This is a genomic window from Chromobacterium sp. Panama (assembly GCF_003052555.1).
Lineage (GTDB): Bacteria > Pseudomonadota > Gammaproteobacteria > Burkholderiales > Chromobacteriaceae > Chromobacterium.
This window is the reverse complement of sequence record NZ_QARX01000001.1, coordinates 4,953,850-4,974,247: the sequence shown is the minus strand read 5'-3', so window position 1 is coordinate 4,974,247 and position 20,398 is coordinate 4,953,850. Positions and strand designations below refer to the sequence as shown.

18 protein-coding genes and 1 tRNA gene are annotated in these 20,398 nt (G+C 60.9%); 13 read left to right on the top strand and 6 right to left on the bottom strand.

Annotated features, from left to right (window positions below; translation table 11 throughout):
* Positions 1 to 1,665 carry a YadA family autotransporter adhesin gene (locus DB032_RS22390; RefSeq protein WP_158274397.1) on the bottom strand — a complete coding sequence of 555 codons (1,665 nt, stop codon included), beginning with the start codon at positions 1,663 to 1,665 and terminating at the stop codon, positions 1 to 3.
* A 568-nt stretch (positions 1,666 to 2,233) separates the two neighbouring features.
* On the opposite strand from DB032_RS22390, the gene DB032_RS22385 reads away from it, so the two are divergent.
* The 4 genes from DB032_RS22385 (at position 2,234) to DB032_RS22365 (ending at position 5,888) form a co-directional block, all read left to right on the top strand.
* A complete protein-coding gene (locus DB032_RS22385; RefSeq protein ID WP_107801399.1) occupies positions 2,234 to 2,800 on the top strand; it encodes a GNAT family N-acetyltransferase in 567 nt (188 codons plus the stop codon).
* A 202-nt stretch (positions 2,801 to 3,002) separates the two neighbouring features.
* A complete protein-coding gene (locus DB032_RS22375; RefSeq protein WP_107801397.1) occupies positions 3,003 to 3,260 on the top strand; it encodes a YjhX family toxin in 258 nt (85 codons plus the stop codon).
* 68 nt (positions 3,261 to 3,328) lie between these two features.
* Positions 3,329 to 3,835 carry a GNAT family N-acetyltransferase gene (locus DB032_RS22370; protein ID WP_107802095.1) on the top strand — a complete coding sequence of 169 codons (507 nt, stop codon included), beginning with the start codon at positions 3,329 to 3,331 and terminating at the stop codon, positions 3,833 to 3,835.
* A gap of 379 nt (positions 3,836 to 4,214) precedes the next feature.
* Complete coding sequence (locus DB032_RS22365) at positions 4,215 to 5,888, top strand: GMC oxidoreductase (protein WP_199225964.1); 1,674 nt, start codon at positions 4,215 to 4,217, stop codon at positions 5,886 to 5,888.
* 36 nt (positions 5,889 to 5,924) lie between these two features.
* On the opposite strand, the gene DB032_RS22360 is transcribed toward DB032_RS22365, so the two are convergent.
* Positions 5,925 to 7,124, bottom strand: coding sequence for an NAD(P)/FAD-dependent oxidoreductase (locus DB032_RS22360; protein ID WP_107801396.1), 1,200 nt, complete (start codon positions 7,122 to 7,124; stop codon positions 5,925 to 5,927).
* Between the two features lie 136 nt (positions 7,125 to 7,260).
* On the opposite strand from DB032_RS22360, the gene DB032_RS22355 reads away from it, so the two are divergent.
* The 3 genes from DB032_RS22355 to DB032_RS22345 all read left to right on the top strand — a co-directional run bounded on the left by DB032_RS22355 (position 7,261) and on the right by DB032_RS22345 (position 9,763).
* Complete coding sequence (locus DB032_RS22355) at positions 7,261 to 8,085, top strand: helix-turn-helix transcriptional regulator (protein ID WP_107801395.1); 825 nt, start codon at positions 7,261 to 7,263, stop codon at positions 8,083 to 8,085.
* 76 nt (positions 8,086 to 8,161) lie between these two features.
* Complete coding sequence (locus DB032_RS22350) at positions 8,162 to 9,166, top strand: hypothetical protein (RefSeq protein ID WP_107801394.1); 1,005 nt, start codon at positions 8,162 to 8,164, stop codon at positions 9,164 to 9,166.
* 270 nt (positions 9,167 to 9,436) lie between these two features.
* Positions 9,437 to 9,763 carry a GNAT family N-acetyltransferase gene (locus tag DB032_RS22345; RefSeq protein ID WP_199225963.1) on the top strand — a complete coding sequence of 109 codons (327 nt, stop codon included), beginning with the start codon at positions 9,437 to 9,439 and terminating at the stop codon, positions 9,761 to 9,763.
* Between the two features lie 134 nt (positions 9,764 to 9,897).
* Here the strand turns inward: DB032_RS22345 and DB032_RS22340 are convergent, their stop codons facing one another.
* Positions 9,898 to 10,773, bottom strand: coding sequence for a LysR substrate-binding domain-containing protein (locus tag DB032_RS22340; protein WP_107801393.1), 876 nt, complete (start codon positions 10,771 to 10,773; stop codon positions 9,898 to 9,900).
* A gap of 122 nt (positions 10,774 to 10,895) precedes the next feature.
* Between DB032_RS22340 and DB032_RS22335 the strand changes: the two genes are divergently transcribed.
* Positions 10,896 to 11,849: an amidohydrolase family protein gene (locus DB032_RS22335; RefSeq protein ID WP_107801392.1), complete on the top strand. Its 954-nt coding sequence runs from the start codon at positions 10,896 to 10,898 to the stop codon at positions 11,847 to 11,849.
* A gap of 246 nt (positions 11,850 to 12,095) precedes the next feature.
* Here the strand turns inward: DB032_RS22335 and aguA are convergent, their stop codons facing one another.
* On the bottom strand, positions 12,096 to 13,232 hold the full coding sequence (aguA, locus tag DB032_RS22330; RefSeq protein ID WP_233246764.1) for an agmatine deiminase: 1,137 nt from the start codon (positions 13,230 to 13,232) through the stop codon (positions 12,096 to 12,098).
* Between the two features lie 165 nt (positions 13,233 to 13,397).
* Between aguA and DB032_RS22325 the strand changes: the two genes are divergently transcribed.
* A complete protein-coding gene (locus DB032_RS22325; protein ID WP_199225962.1) occupies positions 13,398 to 14,405 on the top strand; it encodes a LysR family transcriptional regulator in 1,008 nt (335 codons plus the stop codon).
* 172 nt (positions 14,406 to 14,577) lie between these two features.
* On the top strand, positions 14,578 to 16,284 hold the full coding sequence (locus DB032_RS22320) for an amidase (RefSeq protein WP_107801391.1): 1,707 nt from the start codon (positions 14,578 to 14,580) through the stop codon (positions 16,282 to 16,284).
* A gap of 335 nt (positions 16,285 to 16,619) precedes the next feature.
* Here the strand turns inward: DB032_RS22320 and DB032_RS22315 are convergent.
* Positions 16,620 to 16,695 (bottom strand) — tRNA-Ala (locus DB032_RS22315).
* Between the two features lie 163 nt (positions 16,696 to 16,858).
* Between DB032_RS22315 and DB032_RS22310 the strand changes: the two genes are divergently transcribed.
* The 3 genes from DB032_RS22310 to DB032_RS23980 all read left to right on the top strand — a co-directional run bounded on the left by DB032_RS22310 (position 16,859) and on the right by DB032_RS23980 (position 19,437).
* Complete coding sequence (locus tag DB032_RS22310) at positions 16,859 to 17,485, top strand: glutathione S-transferase family protein (RefSeq protein ID WP_107801390.1); 627 nt, start codon at positions 16,859 to 16,861, stop codon at positions 17,483 to 17,485.
* 25 nt (positions 17,486 to 17,510) lie between these two features.
* Entirely contained in the window at positions 17,511 to 19,112 is a 1,602-nt protein-coding gene (locus tag DB032_RS22305) for an anti-phage dCTP deaminase (protein WP_158274396.1), read from the top strand.
* A gap of 103 nt (positions 19,113 to 19,215) precedes the next feature.
* Entirely contained in the window at positions 19,216 to 19,437 is a 222-nt protein-coding gene (locus tag DB032_RS23980; RefSeq protein ID WP_146176770.1) for a hypothetical protein, read from the top strand.
* Between the two features lie 40 nt (positions 19,438 to 19,477).
* On the opposite strand, the gene DB032_RS22300 is transcribed toward DB032_RS23980, so the two are convergent.
* Positions 19,478 to 19,924, bottom strand: coding sequence for a hypothetical protein (locus tag DB032_RS22300; protein WP_107801388.1), 447 nt, complete (start codon positions 19,922 to 19,924; stop codon positions 19,478 to 19,480).
* Positions 19,925 to 20,398: the final 474 nt, after the last annotated feature.

The window sequence follows — 20,398 nt, the reverse complement described above, 5'->3', positions numbered from 1 at the left end:
TTACCACTGAAAGCCCGCGCCCAGGCTGGCGCCGCCCTGACCGCGGGTATTGGTGGAGCCGGAGAACTTCACCACCCAGCGGCCGTTGTCGGACAGCGAGGACAAGCCCACCGCGATGGCGGACTCGCCGCCGGTGGTGGCCGTGGCCACGGCCAACATGCTCTTGCCGGGCAGGAATGCCTGCGGCAGGCCGGCCATCGCCATCGCGCCGGCCGCCGCGCCCAGCGCGTCGCGGCGCGTATCGGACAGATCGGACCTGAGCTGCTTGAATTGCTGCTGATTGTTGAAGTTGGCCGCATTCAGCTGGTCCACGTTCACCGCGTCCGTGCCCTGCGCGCCCGCCGCCACATTGTGGATGGTCACCGGCCTGCCGCCGTCCCCGCCCACCAGGGTGACGTCGTTGCCGGCGCTTGTCGTCGTCGTCCGGCCGCTGGGATCGGAATACTGCACCGGCCCGCTTTTCTGCAGCCGGTCGATCGCATCGCCGACATTGTTCACGGTATTGCCGTAAACGGTGTAGTTCGGACCGTTCACCGCGCCGGTCTGAGCGTTGTAGGACGCGCCGCCGCCCAAGGCCGCCGCGGTTCCGGCGCCGGCGTTGTCCACCTTGGCACTCACCCGCTGCACCGCCTGGTTGGTCGCGTTCAGCTGGCTGCCGTTCACCGCGTCGGTGCTGGTCCCGCTCACCCGGCCGGCGGCGACATTGCTGATTTGACGCTCATTGCCCGCGCTGCCCACGCTCACCACGCTGGAAGGGGCCGCGCCGGCGTAGCTGTAGGTTACGCCGTCCACCACGCCGCTGGCGGTGGGATTGGCCGCCGCGGTCCGGCTGTTGGCGCCCAAGGCGACGTCGTTGACATTGCTGGCCTGGGCGTTGCTGCCCAGCGCCAGCGCATTGTTGGCGTTGGCGGCGGCATTGTCGCCCACCGCCACCGCATTGCTGGCATTGGTGTTGGAGCCGGCATGATTGCCGATGGCCACATTATTGCTGCCGGACACATTCTGGCCGGCCTGGTTGCCGGCGGCGAAGTTGCCGCTGCCGGTCACGCCGCGCCCGGCATAGCTGCCCACCGCGGTATTGTTGTCTCCCGTGACATTGCTGCCGGCATTCGCGCCGTTGGCAGTATTGTTGCTGCCCTTGATGTTCCAGCCGGAGAAGGTGCCGCTGCTGGTGTTGTAGCTGCCGGTGACGTTGCGGTTGGAGTTGTTGCCCAGGCCGGCGTTGAAATCGCCCTGGATGTCTTGGGCCGCATTGGCCCCGCTGCCGGTGTTGCCGGTGCCGGTGACGTTGCGGATGGTGTTGATGCCGGTGCCCACGTTGGCGTCGCCGGTCACGTTGTAGCCGGAGTCGTTGCCCATGAAAGCGTTATTGTTGCCCTGCACATTGGTGCCCGCGTTCTGACCGATCGAGGTGTTGTAACTCCCCGTCACATTCACGCCGGCGGCGGCGCCAAAGGCCGAGTTGTTGGTGCCGTTCATATTGCTGCCGGCGCCCACGCCATAGATGGAGTTATTGCTGTTGCTCGCCACCGCCGGGTCCACCGAACCCGCGCCGTAGACATTATTGCTGCCGACGCTGGAGATCGTGTCGGCGCTCGCCAAGGCGGACCAGGAACAGGCCACGGCCAGGCTCAATGCGCTCAAGGCCAGAGAGGGCGAGGACAAACGCTTTGCTTCAGATGCTTTATTACTCATTTCACAGACCACATTCTTCAGATTGATGGAATTCACTTAAGGCAAGTCTTTGCAGGCAAGCCCGCCGCCGGCTCCAGGCTTAGGGCGGGATAAACGCGAAGACGCGCATTCCCGCCGAAAACCCATGGCCGGCCGCGGTTCGGTCCAGGGGCGCGACGCGGCTCCGCCGGCGGCGCTGGCTTGTCACTGCATTCAGGCACTCCGCTCGCGACACGCCGCGCTCGAACAGGGCAAGCTCTTGCAAACCCTTATTCGGCGCGGCGGGGCTACGCTATGCCTTTGATTTTTATGAATCCTAACATTCTGTTAATATCTGTGAAAATTGAAATAATTAAATCTATTAATTCGTTTTATCTATCAATACGCATGATTGATAGATAAAATTCAAATAGAATATCAGTGGCTTACACGCCGCGTTTCCGGAGCCGGCGCCAAAACCATCCGGCCCCAGCGCGCTCGCCGCGCCGCATCTCACAAAGCGCAGCGGACTTTGAACAGCTTCTGAGATAATTCCGTTCTTGCCACCCTCATCCGCGCCATGTCCATCCGCCCGTCTGCACCGCCCATCCGCCGGCTGAGCCCGCGCGACATCCCCGCCAACTGGCTGGACGCCTTCCAGCGCCGTCAGGATGTTGATCTGGTCTATCGCGCCGGAGCCGATGGCCGGCAGTGCGTGGCCGAGCCCTTCATCGACGACTGGTCCCCAGCGGAACGACGCGAGCTGACGCGGGAACTGGCGCGCATCGCCGCCGACGGCGCGGTGTTGGCGCTGGACATGGACGGCGGCCTGGCCGGCTTCGCCGCCATCGACCCGCAAGCGCTGGGCCCGGACGGCGGCTACCGGCAATTGAAAGAACTGCAAGTGGACCGCCGCTGGCGCGGCCGAGGGCTGGGGCGGGCGTTGCTGGCGGCGGCCGCCGCCGGCCGGGCGCTGGGCGCGGACGCGCTCTACATCTCCTCGCATTCCGCCGTTGAAACCGTCGACTTCTACGAAGCCTGCGGCTGCGCGCCCGCTCGCTGGCTGTACGCGCCGCAACTGGCGCTGGAGCCTTTCGATTGTCAGCTGGAATTGGCGCTGAGCGCGCAGACTGTTGATTTTACTTAGCTATCCGCTTAGAATTTTGACCTGCTCATCTTGATGAGCGCCCTTCTTTTCCTCGCAAAGGCTTTGCATGTTGGAGATTGCAGCAATCCGATAACGCCGCCCGGTTTCCCGGCTGGCCGTTATCAAAATGCCCCTGAGCTGGTAGCGCCCGCATCGCGGCGGCTGCCCGTTTTCGCATTTGATTGCCGAATGATCATCCAATATGAATATCTCCAAGCCGGAGCAAAGGACGTTGCACGTCCTGGCCAAAGGCGGCCGCATCGCGCATCTGCGCGACGACGCGGGCCGTATCTTCACCGTGGAATGCTATACCCGTGAAGGGTATCTGCTGTCCGACTGCACCCTGCTCGTGTTCCAGAAGCTCAGGACCAAACGCCTGATCAGCTCCAAGAACGGCCAGCCTTACCAAATCAATAAGGCCGGCCTGCGCGCCGTACGCGGCCAACTCGACAACCAATGACCACCGCCGCCGCGCAGCCGCGCAGCCGCGCAAAAGCGGCGGCCGCGCTGGCGCGCCAGGAGAACGCTATGACTCTCATGCTGAGAAACGAACAAGACCGCGACATCGACGCCATTTTCGAACTGACCCGGGCCGCCTTCCTCGCCGAAGAACACTCCAGCCACACCGAGCACTTCATCGTCAACGCGCTGCGCCGCAGCGGCCAGCTCACGCTTTCCATCGTGGCGCTGGACGGCGAACGTCTGCTGGGCCACATCGCCGCCTCGCCGGTGCTCGCCTCCTCCGGCGCCGCCGGCTGGCACGGCATCGGCCCGCTGTCCGTGCATCCGGAGCGACAGGGCCAGGGCATAGGCAGCCTGCTGATGAAACAGGCGCTGGCCGCGCTGCGCGAGCTGGGCGCGTCGGGCTGCGTGGTGTTGGGCGATCCCGGCTACTACGCGCGCTTCGGCTTCCAAGCGCGGCCAGGCCTGATTTTGCCGGGTGTGCCGGCCGAATACTTCATGGCGCAAAGCTTGGGCGCGCCGCTGCCTTCCGGCAGCGTCAGCTACCCTCCGGCGTTTGAAGCCACGGCCTAAACGGTTTGGCGAGCCGGTCCGCGCCGCTGCGGCGACCGGGCTGGCTGGGACCGCGCCCGCCGCAGGGTTCTGGAACCAAGCCCGACACTGCGGCTTGATGGCTTATTATCAACTTAATTGTTTCAAAAATGATTTAATGTCAATTAAATAATTGTCATAAATGACAGTATCGCCCACTCTCATAGCTAGACAAGAATCTACCCGCTTACTTAATAAGCAAATTGTTTAGCCGAAATGGCTGCTTAGAGCCCGGTCAAAACCTAGCGAGCAAGGGCGAGACAAGATGAAAACGGCGGAGCGAGAAGCGCGACTCGCCGTGCTACGCCTCACGACGCGCAGCGGGCTTTGAATAGGCTCTTCCACAAGAAAGGGCGATTCCATGGCTTACCTCCCGGACAATGAACACTCCTCCCCGCTCGCCGCGCAGCTGAACCGACGCCAGCTCTTGCTGGGCGCGAGCGCGGGCGCCGCCGGCCTGATGCTGCCGGCGCCCGCCTCCGCCTTCCTCGGCTCAAGCGCTTTCCAGCTGGCCAAATACCAGCGGCTGATTCCCGAACTGTTCCAGCCTGTGCCGCGTCCGCCCGCCTACACCCCCAATCTGGTGATAGGCTCCGGCTTTGGCGGCGCCATCTCAGCGCTGCGTCTGGCCCAGGCCGGTCAGCAGGTCACGGTGCTGGAACGCGGTCACCGCTGGCCCAAGGGCCCGAAACGCGACATCTTCTCCAACGACACCTTCCCGGACGGACGCGCGTTCTGGCATCGCCGCCAGGCCAAGATGCTGATAGGCGTGAACAAGTATTTCGACTCCTTCGGCGGAGTGCTGGATTCAACCGATTACCCGAATATGAACGTCTGGCGCGGCGCCTGCGTCGGCGGCGGATCGGTGGTGTTCACCGGGGTGATGATTCAGCCGGAACAGCGTTATTTCGAAGCCCTGTTCGGCCATTGGGTCAGCTATGCGGAAATGAACCAGACCTACTACCCCAGAGTCCGGCAAATGCTGCGCTTGGACGCCATGCCGACGGACATCTACAACAGCATCCCCTTCCACCACTCCCGCGTCTGGGACGCCCAGGTGCGCAAGGCCGGCTACACCACCACGGCCAACGACTCCATCTTCAACTGGGACGTGATCCGCCAAGAACTGCGCACGCAATCCTGGCCCTCCGCCACCATGGGCATGTCCAACCACGGCAACTCCAACGGCGCCAAATTCGACCTCAACCAGAACTACCTGGCCCAGGCGCAGGCCACCGGCCGCGCCGCGATCTATCCCGGCCACGAGGTGCTCAGCATCGCCTGGGACGGCAGCCGCTACGAGGTCGACGTGGTCAAACGCGCGCCCGACGGCCGGCAACTGGACCGCTACCGGCTCAACTGCGACCGGCTCTTTCTCGCCGCCGGCTCCATCGGCAGCTCGGAACTGCTGGTCAAGGCGCGGGCGCAGGGCACTTTGCGCAATCTCAACGAACACATAGGCCAAGGCTGGGGCGGCAACGGCGACACCATCGTCACGCGCAGCTTCAGCACGATATCGCTGGCCACCCAAGGCACGCCCAGCGCCTCCCGCATCCACGACTCGAACAGCGGGCTGCCGCTCACCCTGGAAAACTGGTACGTGCCGGGCTTGCCGCTGGACCTGACCACGGTGATCGGTTCGCTGGGCATGGCCTTCGATCAAAGCAATCGCGGGCACTTCAGCTATAACCCGACCACCGACCGCGTGGAGCTGAACTGGCCGAAGAACGGCAACCGCGACAGCGTGGCCGCGGCCAAAACAGTGAACGATAAAATCGCCGCGGCCACCCGCACCGTCCCGGGCTTTCCAGGAATAATAGCCGGCGTCACCGGCATGAACTGGACCGCGCATCCGCTGGGCGGCGCGGTGATAGGCAAGGCCACCGACGCCTGGGGCCGCGTCATCGGCCATCCCGGCCTGTACGTGATGGACGGCGCGCTGCTCCCCGGCAGCGCCGGCGCGGTCAATCCCTCCTTGACCATCTCAGCGTTGGCCGAGCGCAATATCGAGCACATCATCAAAAACGGCAAGTAAGGCCCGCCGCCGCCAAGCCATGGCGGCGGCCGCGTCTCACAAGGCCATTCTTTGCAGCAAGCGCGCGCTGCCCTCGCGCGAGGCCCGCAGCGCGCGCTCGGCTCGACGCCGCATGTCCCACTCCCAAACGCGCAGCGCCGCCGCCGCCTCGGCCGCCGTGCCCGTCGGCGCCAAAGCCCGCGCCAGTTCCGCGCCGTCGCAGAGCGCGGTATTGGCGCCCAGCCCGCCGGCCGGGCTCATCGCGTGCGCCGCGTCGCCCAGCAAGGCCACCCGCTCGCACCGCCAGGCCGGCACCTCGGCCGCCATGCGGATGGCGCGCGCGCCCAGGCACTGCGGATCGCCATGGACGAAAACGGCCTGCAAACGCGGGTGCCAGCCGCGCGTCGCCCGCAACACCCTCGCCCGCAGCGCATCGCCGCTCAAACGCTCCGCCGGCAAAGCCCCGCCCAAATCCTCGGCCCGCGCCACGCAGGCCCAATACCAGTAATCCGGCATCGGGCTCAGCGCCGCCTCCGGCGCCAGCCGCCGCGCCAACTCCGGCAAGGGCGCGCGAAAACGCATCGCCTCGATGACCGCCGTCAGGCCATCGCCGAACACCACGCACACGCCCTGACCCAACTCCGGCGTCAACGCCTCGGACGGCAGCGCGTCCCGTGGCGTAAGGCCGTAAAGCACCACCGCGCCCTCGTCCGCCGGATCTCCGTCCGGCGCCAACTGCCGGCGCACCGTCGACGCCGCCCCGTCCGCGGCGATCAGCACATCCACCTCGAACTCAGGCCGGTCCTGGAAATCCAGCAAGAAGCCGCCGGACGTCTCCCTGAAACCGCGCAGCGCGTGACCCCAACGGATCCGGTCCTCCAGGCCGCTGCTCAGGATTTCCCGCAGCGTCTGGCGGTTGGCGCTGAGATCGCGCTCCGCCGCGTCCTCGTCCTGCGCTGACGGCCGCCAGTGCGCCGGCTTGCGTTCCGACCAGGCGCGCAGTTGCGGATCGACGAAACAATCGTCGCCGCCCAGCGAGCAGCTTTGCCGGAACAACTCGAACAGCCGCGGCATCAAGACCTGCCGCAAGGCCTGCTGACCATCGCCGTCGATGCGCAGCCGATAACCCTGCCAGCGGCTGTCGGCGGCCTGGTCGCGTTCAAACAGCGTGGCGGCGACGCCGGCGCGCGCCAGGCCCTGGGCCAGGCACAGCCCGCCCAGGCCGGCGCCGACGATGCCAATGCGTAGAGATTGCATAGCTTGTCCTTTGCTCATCAGGAGGAAACCCGGTCAGGACCGCCGCCGCGCCGGCGGCCATCCCGACCCTTGCCGACGATTGTGCGCGCCTCCGCCAAAGCTGCTATAACGCTGTTTTGCCAACAAATGGTGAAAAATGGCCAAGATCGACGTCACGCCGCCGGAAGACGCGCCGGACCTCAGCGAATGGACCGGCGGCCCGCCGCTGATCGCCGTCCCCGGCAACGACCGGGAAGACAGCGATTACCGGCTGGGCAGCCGCGAATACGACTGGCACAGCCATGCGCGCGGACAGCTGCTATGCGTGGAAACCGGCCTGATCCAGATCCGCACCCCGCGCGGCGCCTGGGTGCTGCCGCCGCACCGCGCCGGCTGGATTCCGCCCGGCGTCCCGCACCGGGTGCGCGTCAGCGGCGCGCTGACCGGCTGGAGCCTGCTGCTGAGCCCGGACTGGAGCCGGACGCTGAATCCGCAGCCGCAGGTGCTGGCGATCACCGAACTGATGCGCGCCGCGGTGCGCCGCGCGGTGACCTGGACGGATTACGCGCAATGGCGGCCGGAGCAGGAACGCATCGCCACGGTGCTGCTGGACGAGCTGCGGCAAGCGCCGCAGCAGGCGCTCTGCCTGCCGATACCGGAACATCCGCGCCTCGTGGAACTGGCCCATCGCCTGCTGACCGAGCCCGCCTGCAAACACGCGCTGGCCGACTGCGCGGACGCGGCGGCGATGTCGCCGCGCACCTTGCGCCGCCACATTCAGGCGCAGACCGGCATGAGTTTTGGACAATGGCGGCAACAGGCGCTGCTGATACGCGGCATGGAAATGCTGGCGCGCGGCGTCGCCGTGGCCGTGGTGGCCGACGACTTGGGCTATGCCTCGCCCAGCAACTTCATCGCGATGTTCCGACGCGCCTTCGGCGATTCGCCGGCGCGATTTTTCGCGCGGCAGGAGCCGGCCTAGCGGATTGGAACTTGGGCACGCGAGCCAAGCCGCCGAGGAGCTGGCACTCAATAACGCTTTGGAGTGGAAAATTCAGATGTCGCAACAACACATGCATGAAACCAATCTTTTCGCCGCGATCCGGAAATTCGTCCAATCAGTCCGCGCTGGCATCGACCCCGAGATAGCGACCCTGGCGGCGGCGACGTCCGCCCTGCCCTTGAAAAATCTGGAGCACTGGGAACGCTTTCTGTCTTGGGAGCGCTACCGGGCATGGCAGCTCGCCGCGCCCAGCAAATGGACGCTGTTGTTCCGGCAAAAGCCGGGGCCGACCTGGCTGGACCTGTGCAGCGAAGACGGCTACCTGCGGGAAAAAACGCTGCGCGCGCTGAAGCACGGCGCGCCCAACGCTTTCTTCTTCGCCCTCGCCCTGCGCCGGCTGAACGATTGGGTGCCGCAAGTCCGAGCCGCGGCGCGCGAAGCCCTGCCGGACATCGCCAGCCATACCGCGCCGCAACACGTCGCCGCGGCCTTGTGCGCGCTCCTGCCTAACTGGACATCCTGGGGGCGCCTGGAGGCCACGGAACAGGAAACGCTGATGGCCATCTCCGCGCAGGACGAAGTGAAGCGCGCGCTCAAGGACAGCTTGATAGCCAGCCCCTCCGGCCCCATGGTCGCCGTGCTGGCGCAACTTGGCCGCAAGGACACGCTGGATGCGTATTTGCAGGACATCGCCAAGCGGGCCATCCAGCCCTCCTTGCGCGCCAAGGCCTATCGCTGCCTACTGGAGGGCAGAATGACCTGGCTGGCTGGCCGCGAATGGGAATGGACGGATATACGCAGGGTCCAGAAGCACCTCAAGCCGATACATGGCACCCGCGCGCTCAGCATCCAGGCTGCCTTCCCGGACATGGCGTGGCAAGCGGCCGAGGACCGCTCTCCCATCGTCAGACGGGTTGCCGGCGAAATGCTGATCCGCGACTGGGAAAAAACCGGCCAAGCCCCATTGCGCCTGGTACGGCAACTGGCCGCAGACACCTGTCCATCCATCGCCGCGCGCGGTCGCTTCCTGCTGGACAAATTGGAACCGCCACCGGCCTGAAGGATGTCAATCGAGTAAAATGACCCAGCCCCTGGCCGCGAACCATGGGATGCAAGGCGGATAGGCCGCACCCTCTAGACGAGTAATGAGTGGAAGATTTCACATGGCGAACACAGAGTCAGACAGCTTGATCATCCGGCGCGCCAGCGCCGCCGATGCCCCCGCGGTGTTGAGCATTTTCGATGAAATCATCGCCTGGTTTGCCAAAATACAAAATCCGGGACAATGGGGGGCGGAGCCTTGGTCCAGCCAGCCGCGACAAGTGCGAGGGTGGTCGAAACCTGCTCGCTGCCCGGCGCCTGGGTGGCGGAGCAGCACGGCGGCCCTATCCGCGCGGCCTTGGTGCTAGGCGAGGCCATGCCCTATGTTCCGGCCGCGACGGCGCCGGAAATATATGTGCGATTGCTGGTCGCCTCGCGCCACTCCAGCGCACGCGGCATTGGCCGGCGCTTGATGGCTTTCGCGGAGGAGCAGGCCAGGCTGGCGGGCGTGAAACGCATGCGGGTAGATTGCTATGACGGCGGTTCCGGCGCCTTGGTGCGCTTTTATGAATCCTGCGGCTACGAGCGCATCTCCACCCTGGACATTGACAGCTAGCCCTGCCAGCTTTTGGGACGCGACGTGTGACGATGCAAGATCTGCATGGCGGCCGGCCCCAGTCTCCGTTAGCCGGCTTGCCCAGAGATCAGTGATTGCAAAGGACAAGGCCAGGCGCGCTGCATCGCACATCCTCAGCCATCCAACAGGTCCAGATAGCGCCGCACCGCGCCCCACTCGTCGCCAGTCCGGCTGATCGCCGCCAATTCCGATACCAGCGGCGAGCGTTCCGCCAGCCTGCGATACACCAGATTGGGCAGCGCCAGCTTGCGCAGCGGCGTGGGCACCAAGGCCAAGCCCAGGCCTGCAGCGGCCAAGGCCAGAACCGACATCGTGCTCCCCACTTTATAAGCGATGCGGGGTTCACCGCCCAAGAGCTGGCACAGCAGCGGCAATTGCCCCTCATCGCCATCGCCGGCGTAAACGATAAACGGCTGCTCCAGCAAATCAGACACGCGCAATGAGCGGCGCGCGGCCAAGGGATGCCGCGCCCCCATCGCCACCTCCCAATGCCAGCTGCCCGCCGGCCTCGCCCGCAAGCCGGCAGCAAGCGGATGGCCCAATTGCGGGCAATAGCCGACATCCAGCCGCCCGGCGAGAATCGCCTCCATCTGCGCCGCCGAGGCCATTTCATGCAACTCCACTGCCACATCCGGCCAGGCGGCGTGGAATGCCAGCAAATCATCCGACAGCCGGCCCGCCGCGACGGCATTGCCGACAAAGCCTATCCTCACCACCCCTGTTTCGCCGCGCGCGGCGCGGCGCATCACGCTCTTGGCGCGCTCGGCCTGCTCCACCGTCCGCCTCGCCTCGATCAACAGGATCCGTCCGGCATCGGACAGCTCCACCTTGCGCGTGCTGCGTACAAACAAGGTCACGCCCAGCTCCTCTTCCAGCGAGCGGATTTGGGCGCTCAAGGCGGGCTGGACGATGTGCAGCTTCTCGGCGGCGCGGCCAAAATGGCCCTCGTCGGCCACCGCCAGGAAATAGCGTAAATGACGTAGCTCCATCGGGTCTTATTCATCATTCAAAATGATCAATACCGAAATTTAATCTATTGGAGTGATTTTTCAAGCACGCCTACGCTTTGCAGCAGACGCCGCTTCGCGACGTCATCATCAGGAGAAAAATAATGACGATCAGTCAACGCATCGATGTTCACCAACATGTCGTCCCCCCGTTCTGGGCTGAAGCCTTGCCCGCTCACGGCGGCGACCCTTCCGGCTGGAAAAGCCCGGCGTGGAGCCCGCAAAGCGCCATCGACTTCATGGACAGCCAGGGCATCGCCACCGGCCTGCTATCGCTGACCGCCCCCGGCGTGCAAGGCTGGTCCGGCCAAGCCAAGCTGGACATGGCCCGCCGCGTCAATGAATACACCGCCGGCTTGGTGGAGCAGCGCCCAGATCGCTTCGGCAACTTCGCCACCGTGCCGCTGCCGGACATAGAAGGTTCGCTGCGGGAGATCGAATTTGCCTTTGACGCGCTGAAAGCGGACGGCGTGGTGCTGCTCAGCAACTATCACGGTCAATATCTGGGCGATCCGGCATTCGAGCCGGTTTGGGCCGAACTCAACCGGCGGCGCGCCACCGTGTTCATCCACCCGGGCAAACCCGGCATCGACGCCATCGCCGGCATGCCCGGACCGCTGGTGGACTACCCCTTCGACACCACCCGCACCGCGGTGCAGATGGTGCTGAACGGCACGCTGGCGCGCCATCCGGACGTGAACATCATTCTGTCCCATGCCGGCGGCTTTCTGCCGTACGCCTCCCATCGCTTCGCCGAACTGGCTCCGGGCGTACGCCATGATGTCCCGGCGACCGAAGACTTGCTGCGCCTGTTCCAGCGCTTCTATTTCGACACCGCGCTGACCTCTGGTCCGGTGGCCCTGCCCAGCCTGACCGCCTTCGCCGGCGTCGGCCGCATCCTGTACGGCAGCGACTATCCCTATGCGCCGGCAGCGGTTGGAGCCTCATTCACCGCCCAGCTGGATGCCTACACCGGGCTGTCTCCGCAAGAACATGCCGCGATCAGGCGCAACAACGCCCTGGCCCTGTTCCCGCGGCTGGCCAGAATGAGCGGCTGAGCCTGATGAAACGGGTCGTGGCCTAGCACAGCGCGGCACATCAACGCAGCCTGCCGAGCAATGCATTCAAGGGATGTGGCGGGAAGAAAACGAAATGGCGGCGGGAGAGTTTAGAAAGGCCGGAAACGTGAAACCGGAAGTATCGGCTGGCCGCACTTGGGAACCATAAGTTGATCGCACACTGCACAAGCTAGGCTCATGGTAGACAGAAACGGCGGGCATTCACCCGCCGTGCACGATAGCGCCTCAGCTAGCCTTGCCCGCCGGAATCTGCTGGGTGATGCAGTGGATATTGCCGCCACCAAGCAGCACCTCGCGCGCCGGAACGCCGACAATTCGGTACTCCGGGAAGATCTCCTGCAAGCGGCTGGCGGCCGCGGCATCGGTACGCTCATCCAGCAGCGGGAAAATAATCTGTCCGTTGCTGATCAGGAAATTGACATAAGAAGCGGCCATGCGCTCGCCAACCTCACGCGGCACGGCCTGCCCGCTAGCCACCACGCCAACCGTTTCATCCTGCTCATAGAACAAGGGACCCGGGGCCAGCATCTTGTGGATCTTGAGCTGGCGGCCCTTGGCGTCGCGCGCTTTGGACAGCACTTCGTAGGCGGCTTGCGAACGCGGATACTGCGGATCCTGTTCATCGTCGACCCAGTGCAGCACAACCTCCCCTGGACGGGCAAAGCAGCACATATTGTCGATGTGACCGTCGGTTTCATCCATGAACACGCCTTCCGGCAGCCAGATGAAGTGCGTCACATTCAGATACTCGGCAAGCAGGGCCTCGATCTGGGCTTTGGACAAATCCGGATTGCGATTGGGATTGAGCAGACATTCCGCGGTGGTGAGCAGCGTGCCTTCACCATCGACATGAATCGAGCCGCCTTCCAGCACCAGCGGAGCTAGGTAGCGATCAAAGCCATGGTGGGCCAACACCTGGCCCGCAACTTCACTGTCCTGATCCCAAGGATGGTACAGCCCGCCATTGAAGCCGCCCCAGGCATTGAACTTCCAGTCCACGCCACGCAGCTGGCCCGCCGGATCGATCACCATGGTCGGTCCGCTGTCGCGCATCCAGCAGTCATCGCTATTCATCGCGACCAGGGTGACTTCGGACGGCATGACTGCGCGCGCCTGCGACATGAACGGTTCTGGCACGGCCATGAACACAGGCGTGGCCGCCGAAATGGCTTTGGCGATGGCAGCAAAGGCCTGTTGCGCCTCGCGTCCGGCATGGCGCCAGTTATCCGGGCGCTGCGGCCAGATCATCCATACCGCCTGATGCTCCGCCCACTCGGCCGGCATGTGAAAACCGTCGGCGGCAGGTAGGCCATTGTGCGTTTTATTGTTCATTTTGATCACCATCGACTTGATAAATGCCATCAGAAGTATTCAATAGATCGTGCATTTGCGGATGACAGACTCGGCACGTCTCCCGATCTGCGCGATGCGGGGGCTCGACCAATACACATTCGCCGGGCGGATCAGCGTTCTGGAACTGCAGATTTCCTCTGCAATGAACGACGAAGTGATTGACAGGCGTAGTCTATGGAGAGCCAAACTATTCAGCAAATGAACAATACGAATACTTTCATAAATACGGTGAATGGTGTGAAGCTGCATCAACTGGACCTGAACCTGCTGCTGGCACTGGATGCCCTGATCAGCCTGCGCAGTGTCACACGGGCGGCAGAGAAACTGTTTGTCAGCCAGCCGGCGATGAGCCACTCGCTCAACCGCTTACGGACATTCTTCGACGACCCGCTGCTGGTGCGCTCGCCGCATGGCATGCTGCCGACGCAAAAAGCACTCTATCTGCAACAGGGCGTCCATCAGGCGCTCAGCCTGCTGCAAAGCCATTTCAGCCAGCCGGAGGCCTTTGACCCGGCAACATCGGCGCGCCGCTTCACCCTGTGCACCACGGATTATGTAGAGTGCGTGCTGATTCCGCCTCTGGTGAAAAAACTGGCGGAGGAAGCGTCCAACGTTCATATCGACATCACCATCCTGCGGGAAGACATTCCGGAACTGGCGCTGGCCGACGGTGAAATCGACTTCCTGCTGGGTTTTGACGAATACATGTCCATCCCCAGCTATCTATGCCGGGAAACCTGGCTGAACGAGCCGCTGATCGGCATCTTGCGCCATGATCACCCGCTCCAGAATGATAGGCTGACACTATCGGATCTGATTGCCTTGCCGCATGTCTTCCACGCGCCGCTGGGCAATCTGGGATCGCCAATGGATGGTTTTCTTGCCGAGCGCGGCTTGCAACGCAAGATTTCGGTGCACAGCCAAAGCTATATGGCTGCAGCCGCCATCGTCAGCAACACCGATCATTTGTTTATCCTGCCTAAGAAAGTAGCGGCGATGATGGCGGGCTACTGGCCGTTGAAGATGGTTGCATTGCCGGAAGAGTTGCCAGGCTACCACCTTAACTGCATCTGGCACCCTGTACAGGATAGTAATCCTGCGCTGCACTGGCTGCGCGATTTGATGCGCAGCCTCATCGAATCCGATGATGCGGCACTGCCCCGGTATTCGCCGCATGAATAAGTGCATCAAAATGAATCATTTTCCCGCATAACGCTATCTCTTGTAGATTAGCCGCCATATTGCAGAACAGCCCATGCGTGCGCCGGCTGCCGTGCGGCATGACCCGCCTGCGCCTGCAGGAAACAGTCACCGCGATGGGAATGAAATCCGTCTTCTTAGTGGAGGTAGTAGCATGATTGAGGTTACCGAGCTATCCATTGCCGAGTTGCGTGCCGCGCTCGAATCCGGGCGTTCGACAGCGGTTGAACTGGTCAAAGCCTATCTGGCGCGGATAGAGGCCTACGATGGCCCCGCGACGGAGACCAGGCTCAATGCGGTGGTGGTGCGTAATCCGGACGCGATCAAGGAAGCCGAGGCATCCGATGCCCGTCGCGCCCGTGGTGAAACGCTGAGCCCGCTGGACGGCATCCCCTATACCGCCAAGGACAGCTATCTGGTGAAGGGGCTGACCGCCGCTTCAGGCAGCCCGGCGTTCAAGGATCTGCTAGCTCAACACGATGCCTTCACCATAGCGCGCCTGCGCGCAGCCGGCGCCATCTGCCTGGGCAAGACCAATATGCCGCCCATGGCCAATGGCGGCATGCAGCGCGGCTGCTACGGTCGTGCCGAAAGCCCCTACAACGCCAACTACCTGACGGCGCCGTTCGCCTCCGGCTCTTCCAATGGCGCCGGCACCGCGACGGCCGCCAGCTTCGCCGCCTTCGGCATGGCCGAGGAGACCTGGTCTAGCGGCCGCGGCCCGGCCTCGAACAATGGTCTGTGCGCCTATACGCCGTCCCGCGGGGTCATCTCGGTACGCGGCAACTGGCCATTGACGCCGACCATGGACGTTGTCGTGCCGTACGCCCGCACCATGGCGGACTTGCTCGAAGTGCTCGACGTCATCGTCGCGGACGACCCGATCAGCCGTGGCGACCTATGGCGCCTGCAGCCCTGGGTGGAGATTCCCAAAGCCTCGGCGATCCGGCCAGATTCCTATTCCGGCCTGCTGGCTCAGCCCGATGCACTCAAAGGCAAGCGCTTTGGCATACCACGCATGTACATCAACAAGGACGAACTGGCCGGCACCAGCGAGACGCCTGGCATCGGCGGCCCGACCGGACAGCGCATCCATACCCGCGCGTCGGTGATCGATCTCTGGGAAGCCGCGCGTCAGGCACTGGAAGCCGCCGGAGCGGAAGTCATCGAAGTGGATTTTCCGCTGGTTTCCAACTGCGAAGGCGATCGTCCCGGCGCGCCCACCGTATTCAACCGCGGCATCGTCTCAGCTGAGTTCCTCAATGACGAGCTGTGGGAGCTGTCCGGTTGGGCCTTCGATGAGTTCCTGCGCGCCAACGGCGACCCCAAGCTCAACAAACTGGCTGACGCGGATGGTCCGAAGATCTTCCCGCACGATCCGGGCACCTTGCCAAACCGCGAAGGGGACCTGGCCGCCGGCATGGACGAGTACGTCAACATGGCCAAGCAGGGCCTCAAGTCCTATGACCGGATTGAAAGCGTGCCGGATGGTCTGCGTGGCCTGGAAAAGACCCGCAAGCTGGATCTGGAAGACTGGATGGATGCGCTAAAGCTGGACGCCGTGCTGTTCCCCACCGTGGCCGACGTCGGCCCGGCAGATGCGGACGTCAATCCGCGCTCCGCCGACATCGCCTGGAGCAACGGCGTCTGGGTAGCCAATGGCAACCTCGCCATCCGCCATCTTGGCGTCCCCACTGTTACCGTGCCGATGGGGGTGATGGCTGATATCGGCATGCCGGTGGGGCTGACTTTTGCGGGGCGCGCCTATGATGACAACGCGCTGCTGCGCTTCGCCGGCGCGTTTGAAGCCACCGGCAACAAGCGCATGATCCCGCCGCGCACGCCACCGCTAGCTCAATGATCACCGGCTAGGGCAGATCAGGACGGGGGTTCCGCCGGTAGCAGTGGCTTGGAAGCCATCATTGCTTGCCTTGAGGGGGATTACCGCTCTGGCCGAACCTTGACCCATGGGGAGTGGCGCTGGACGACGACTTCAGCTGAATAAGCACACAATAGCAACGACAAACCCGCCGTTAGGCGGGTTTGCTGGGATAGTGATGCGCAGTTCAGTGTTATGTGCACGGGCCTAATGCCAATGCTTACGAACTCTCTCGTGTAAGGCCCGATCGCCTATCTTTGCAGCAGCTGCAAAAAATGCGCTCTAGTTTCACGCAGGAAAAAACAAGAAGGGGGGATTGGTGGACCGAAGGAGGATCGAACTCCCGACCTCTGCATTGCGAACGCAGCGCTCTCCCAGCTGAGCTATCGGCCCAAAGTGAACGCCATCATATGCCAATCGGTTGGGCTTTGCCAAGGCCCGCCGCTGGCGCGGCGTCAGGCTGGCGCATCCCCGCCACAGTCAAGCATTTAAATGGCATGCCCGCGCCCGGTGGGACTACACTGCTCCGGTCCATCCATCCTCGCCGGAGATTCCCATGCTGCGCATCCTGGGCCGCACCAGTTCCATCAACGTCCGCAAAGTGCTGTGGACCTGTCATGAAATCGGCATCGACTACCAACGCGAAGACTGGGGCCGCGGCTTTCAGTCCGCCAGTAGCCCGGAATTCCTGGCGCTCAACCCCAATGCTTTGATTCCGACTGTGGTGGACGACGGCCTGGTGCTGTGGGAATCCAACACCATCTGCCGCTACCTGGCCGATTCGCGCCGGGCCAGCCACTTGCTGCCCGCCGATCCGCGCAGCCGCGCCCAAGTGGAAAAATGGATGGACTGGCAGGCCACCGAGCTGAACGGCTCCTGGGGCTACGCCTTCCACGGCCTCAGCCGCCACAGCCCGGAACACCAGGACCCGGCGCTAATCCAGGCCAGCATCCAGCAATGGGGCCACTATATGACCATTCTGGACCGGCAGCTGGCTTCGCAGGATACGCCCTATATCTGCGGCGACGATTTCACCCTGGCCGACATCGTGCTCGGCCTGTCCATCCACCGCTGGCAGCTGACGCCTTTCGACAAGCCGGAGCTGCCGCATGCGCACGCCTATTACCAGCGCCTGATTCAACGGCCGGGGTTTGTGACGCATGGGAGCGTGGGAGTGGCTTAGTAATACCTACAAAAGGATTGAAAAAATGAATACTGCTTCGAAAAAAATATCGATTATAAGCTCAGTGAAAAATGAAGCCCCATCCTCTTTGCTATCTCAACGAATATCTCGAGATCTTATTATTGCTTTAATGGGGCCCGTTGGCTCAGGGCTACCTGCCATATCAACTGAGCTACAAGAAAAACTACAAGCCAAAGGATATATTGTTCACAGAATAAAAATAAGCGACTTCATAAAAACATGTATAGAGAACAGCACCGTCGACATTGATGATGACGGGGAAAAGCATAGATACATAAAATATCAAACAGCAGGGAATAAGTTGAGAGAAAAATTCAACACGGAAATCTTGGCTGAATATGCCATAAATCAAATAGGACGACATAGGCAATCTCTTTTGAAAAAACAAAGCGATGCAGGGCAAATTCGTTTAGCTTTTTTAATTGATCAAATAAAACACCAGGATGAATTAAAGCTATTACGCCTTGTTTACAGAAATAACTTATATGCCTTAGGAGTTATGAGTCTACAAGAGCAAAGAGAACATCGCCTAATGGAAGAAGGCATAACAAAACAAGACTCTCAATCTATCATTAGTCGAGACAAAAAAGAATCAGACTCTTGGGGGCAGCAACTTGAAAAAACATTTAAACTCGCTGACTATTTTTTACAAAACCCATTTGGAAAAATGGATTTTGTTAGTAAACAAATTGAGCGATTTATATCTCTTGTGCATGGCTCAAACAAAATAACGCCTACGACTCAAGAGCACTCCATGTATGTTGCGTATACTGCTGCAGCAAAATCAGCATGTCTATCTAGGCAAGTTGGCGCTTCAATTTGTGACGATTCAGGTAAAATTATAGCCATTGGCACTAACGATGTTCCAAAATCTGGCGGAGGCCTTTATAGTGCGGATGATGTAGAGGATTATCGATGTTTCAATAAAAATATTTGTGAAAATGATAGAGAAAAAAATGAACGTCTTGAAAAAATAAAGAATGCCATAAAAATCAAGATAAACAGCCTATCTAAAGAGATGCCAGAAGAACACAGCCAAATAATCCAAAAACAAGACTGGGCATCAATATTGTTCGAAACAGTAAAAGAAAGCTCAGGAATAAAAGACCTAATTGAGTTTTCTCGCGCAGTGCATGCCGAAATGGATGCATTAATTTCCATAACAAGAACTGGAGGGGTCTCCACAAAAAATGGTACGCTCTATACCACAACATTTCCTTGCCACAATTGTGCACGGCACATTATTGCAAGTGGCATTAAAAAAGTATATTACATTGAGCCATATGCAAAAAGCTTAGCATTAAAATCTCACAGCGATGATATAACAGTTTATGACTTTGAAAACGATGCCTCACAAGAGCAAACTAACAAAGTAATGTTCATTCATTTCACAGGCGTTGCACCTAGAGCTTTTACAAGCTTATTTTCTCGAGATGAAGGTCGAAAGAATTCGTCAGGCACATTCATTGAATTTAATGACTGCACAAATGAATTACCAGAAAAAATGGTAAAAGAATATAGAGACTCTTATATAGACTTCGAACTCAAAGTTGCAGCTGTTTTTGATAGTGAGTTTTCAGGAAAAAACCACACTCTTGACATTTGAAAAATATAGCATTAGAATTACATGGTTTAACTTGCCAAAAACAAAGTAGGTCAACCTTAAGAAAGGTTGCTACTGTTTAATTTTTTAGATAAGGAATAAAGCGATGAGAGAAAATAAGCATCATGCTGATTTTCTTCAGCAAGCTTTTGAGTTTACTTATTCTGAAAATGTAGCCGCTACACATTTTGAGGAAGTCTCCTCACCTTCCAATGTGGTGTTTATTTGCTCTTACAAAGATAAAAAACATAAAATTCATTCTATTGATCCAGACTCAATAGAAATAACACATCGGCTACATCAATTAGCTGCTGAGTTGAAATGGTAGATACTGAGCCCGGCAACGCCGGGCTCTTTCACACCTCCATTTACTTAAACGCCAGTTCGGCCTTCCTCACCTTCCCCTCCAGCTCAAAACTCGCCTCCACCGCCCGGTGGTAGTCATGCTGGCAATCGACATGGGCAAACACATCCAGCTTGCGCACACCCAGCGCCAGCACGCGTTCCAGATGGCGGAAGAACGCTTCCCACGCTCCGCGTTGCTGCGGGTTGGCGAAGTCGATGTCGCGGGCGATGCGGCCGAACAGGCCAGAGCCAACCAACAGCGGATTGTCCTTCAGCCATTGCAGCAGATGGGCGGCGTATTCGCGGCCATCGGCGCAGGCCTGTGGATAAGTATCGTAACTAGGCTCGATTTGCCAGTAATGGGGATAAGTGCGGCCGGGGATGAAGCTGACGAAGGGCAATAGCATTTCGACGGCTTCCAGCGATGCGCCTTTATAACGGCGGCGCGGGGGGAAATACGGATTACTCATGGCAGGATCTCCTTACTCAAAGCTCCGAAAGCCTCCCCGTTTGCAGACGGGGGTGGCGGGCACATGACAGGGCTGCAAAACCGGGAGTAAGGACCGGCAGGCCATAGGCCTCCCCGCCATAGCCCGCCCTTGAAAAGGTCGTGCCAATGACGTTCGGACACATCAACCGCAGTTGACATGTCTGGCCTAACTCCCACGGGTTTGCAGTCCCGGTACCGACATTACGCGGTACAAGGCGGATTGTTGCCGTTGTCCCGAGAGGGGTCAAGGGAGAAGCGACTGGTTCAGGCTTGCACAAGCAAATGTGACGTTAAGAAAACCACGTATTCGATGCGCCCCTGTTCCCTTCAAGCCTGCCGACGGGTGGCAGGCCCGAGGTTTTAAGCGGCTGCCTGTTCGAGCAGCGCGACGTTAGCGCGCCATCACTGAGCGAATCAGAGATTCGCACGTAGAGAGTTCAGCCGCGCCTCGGGC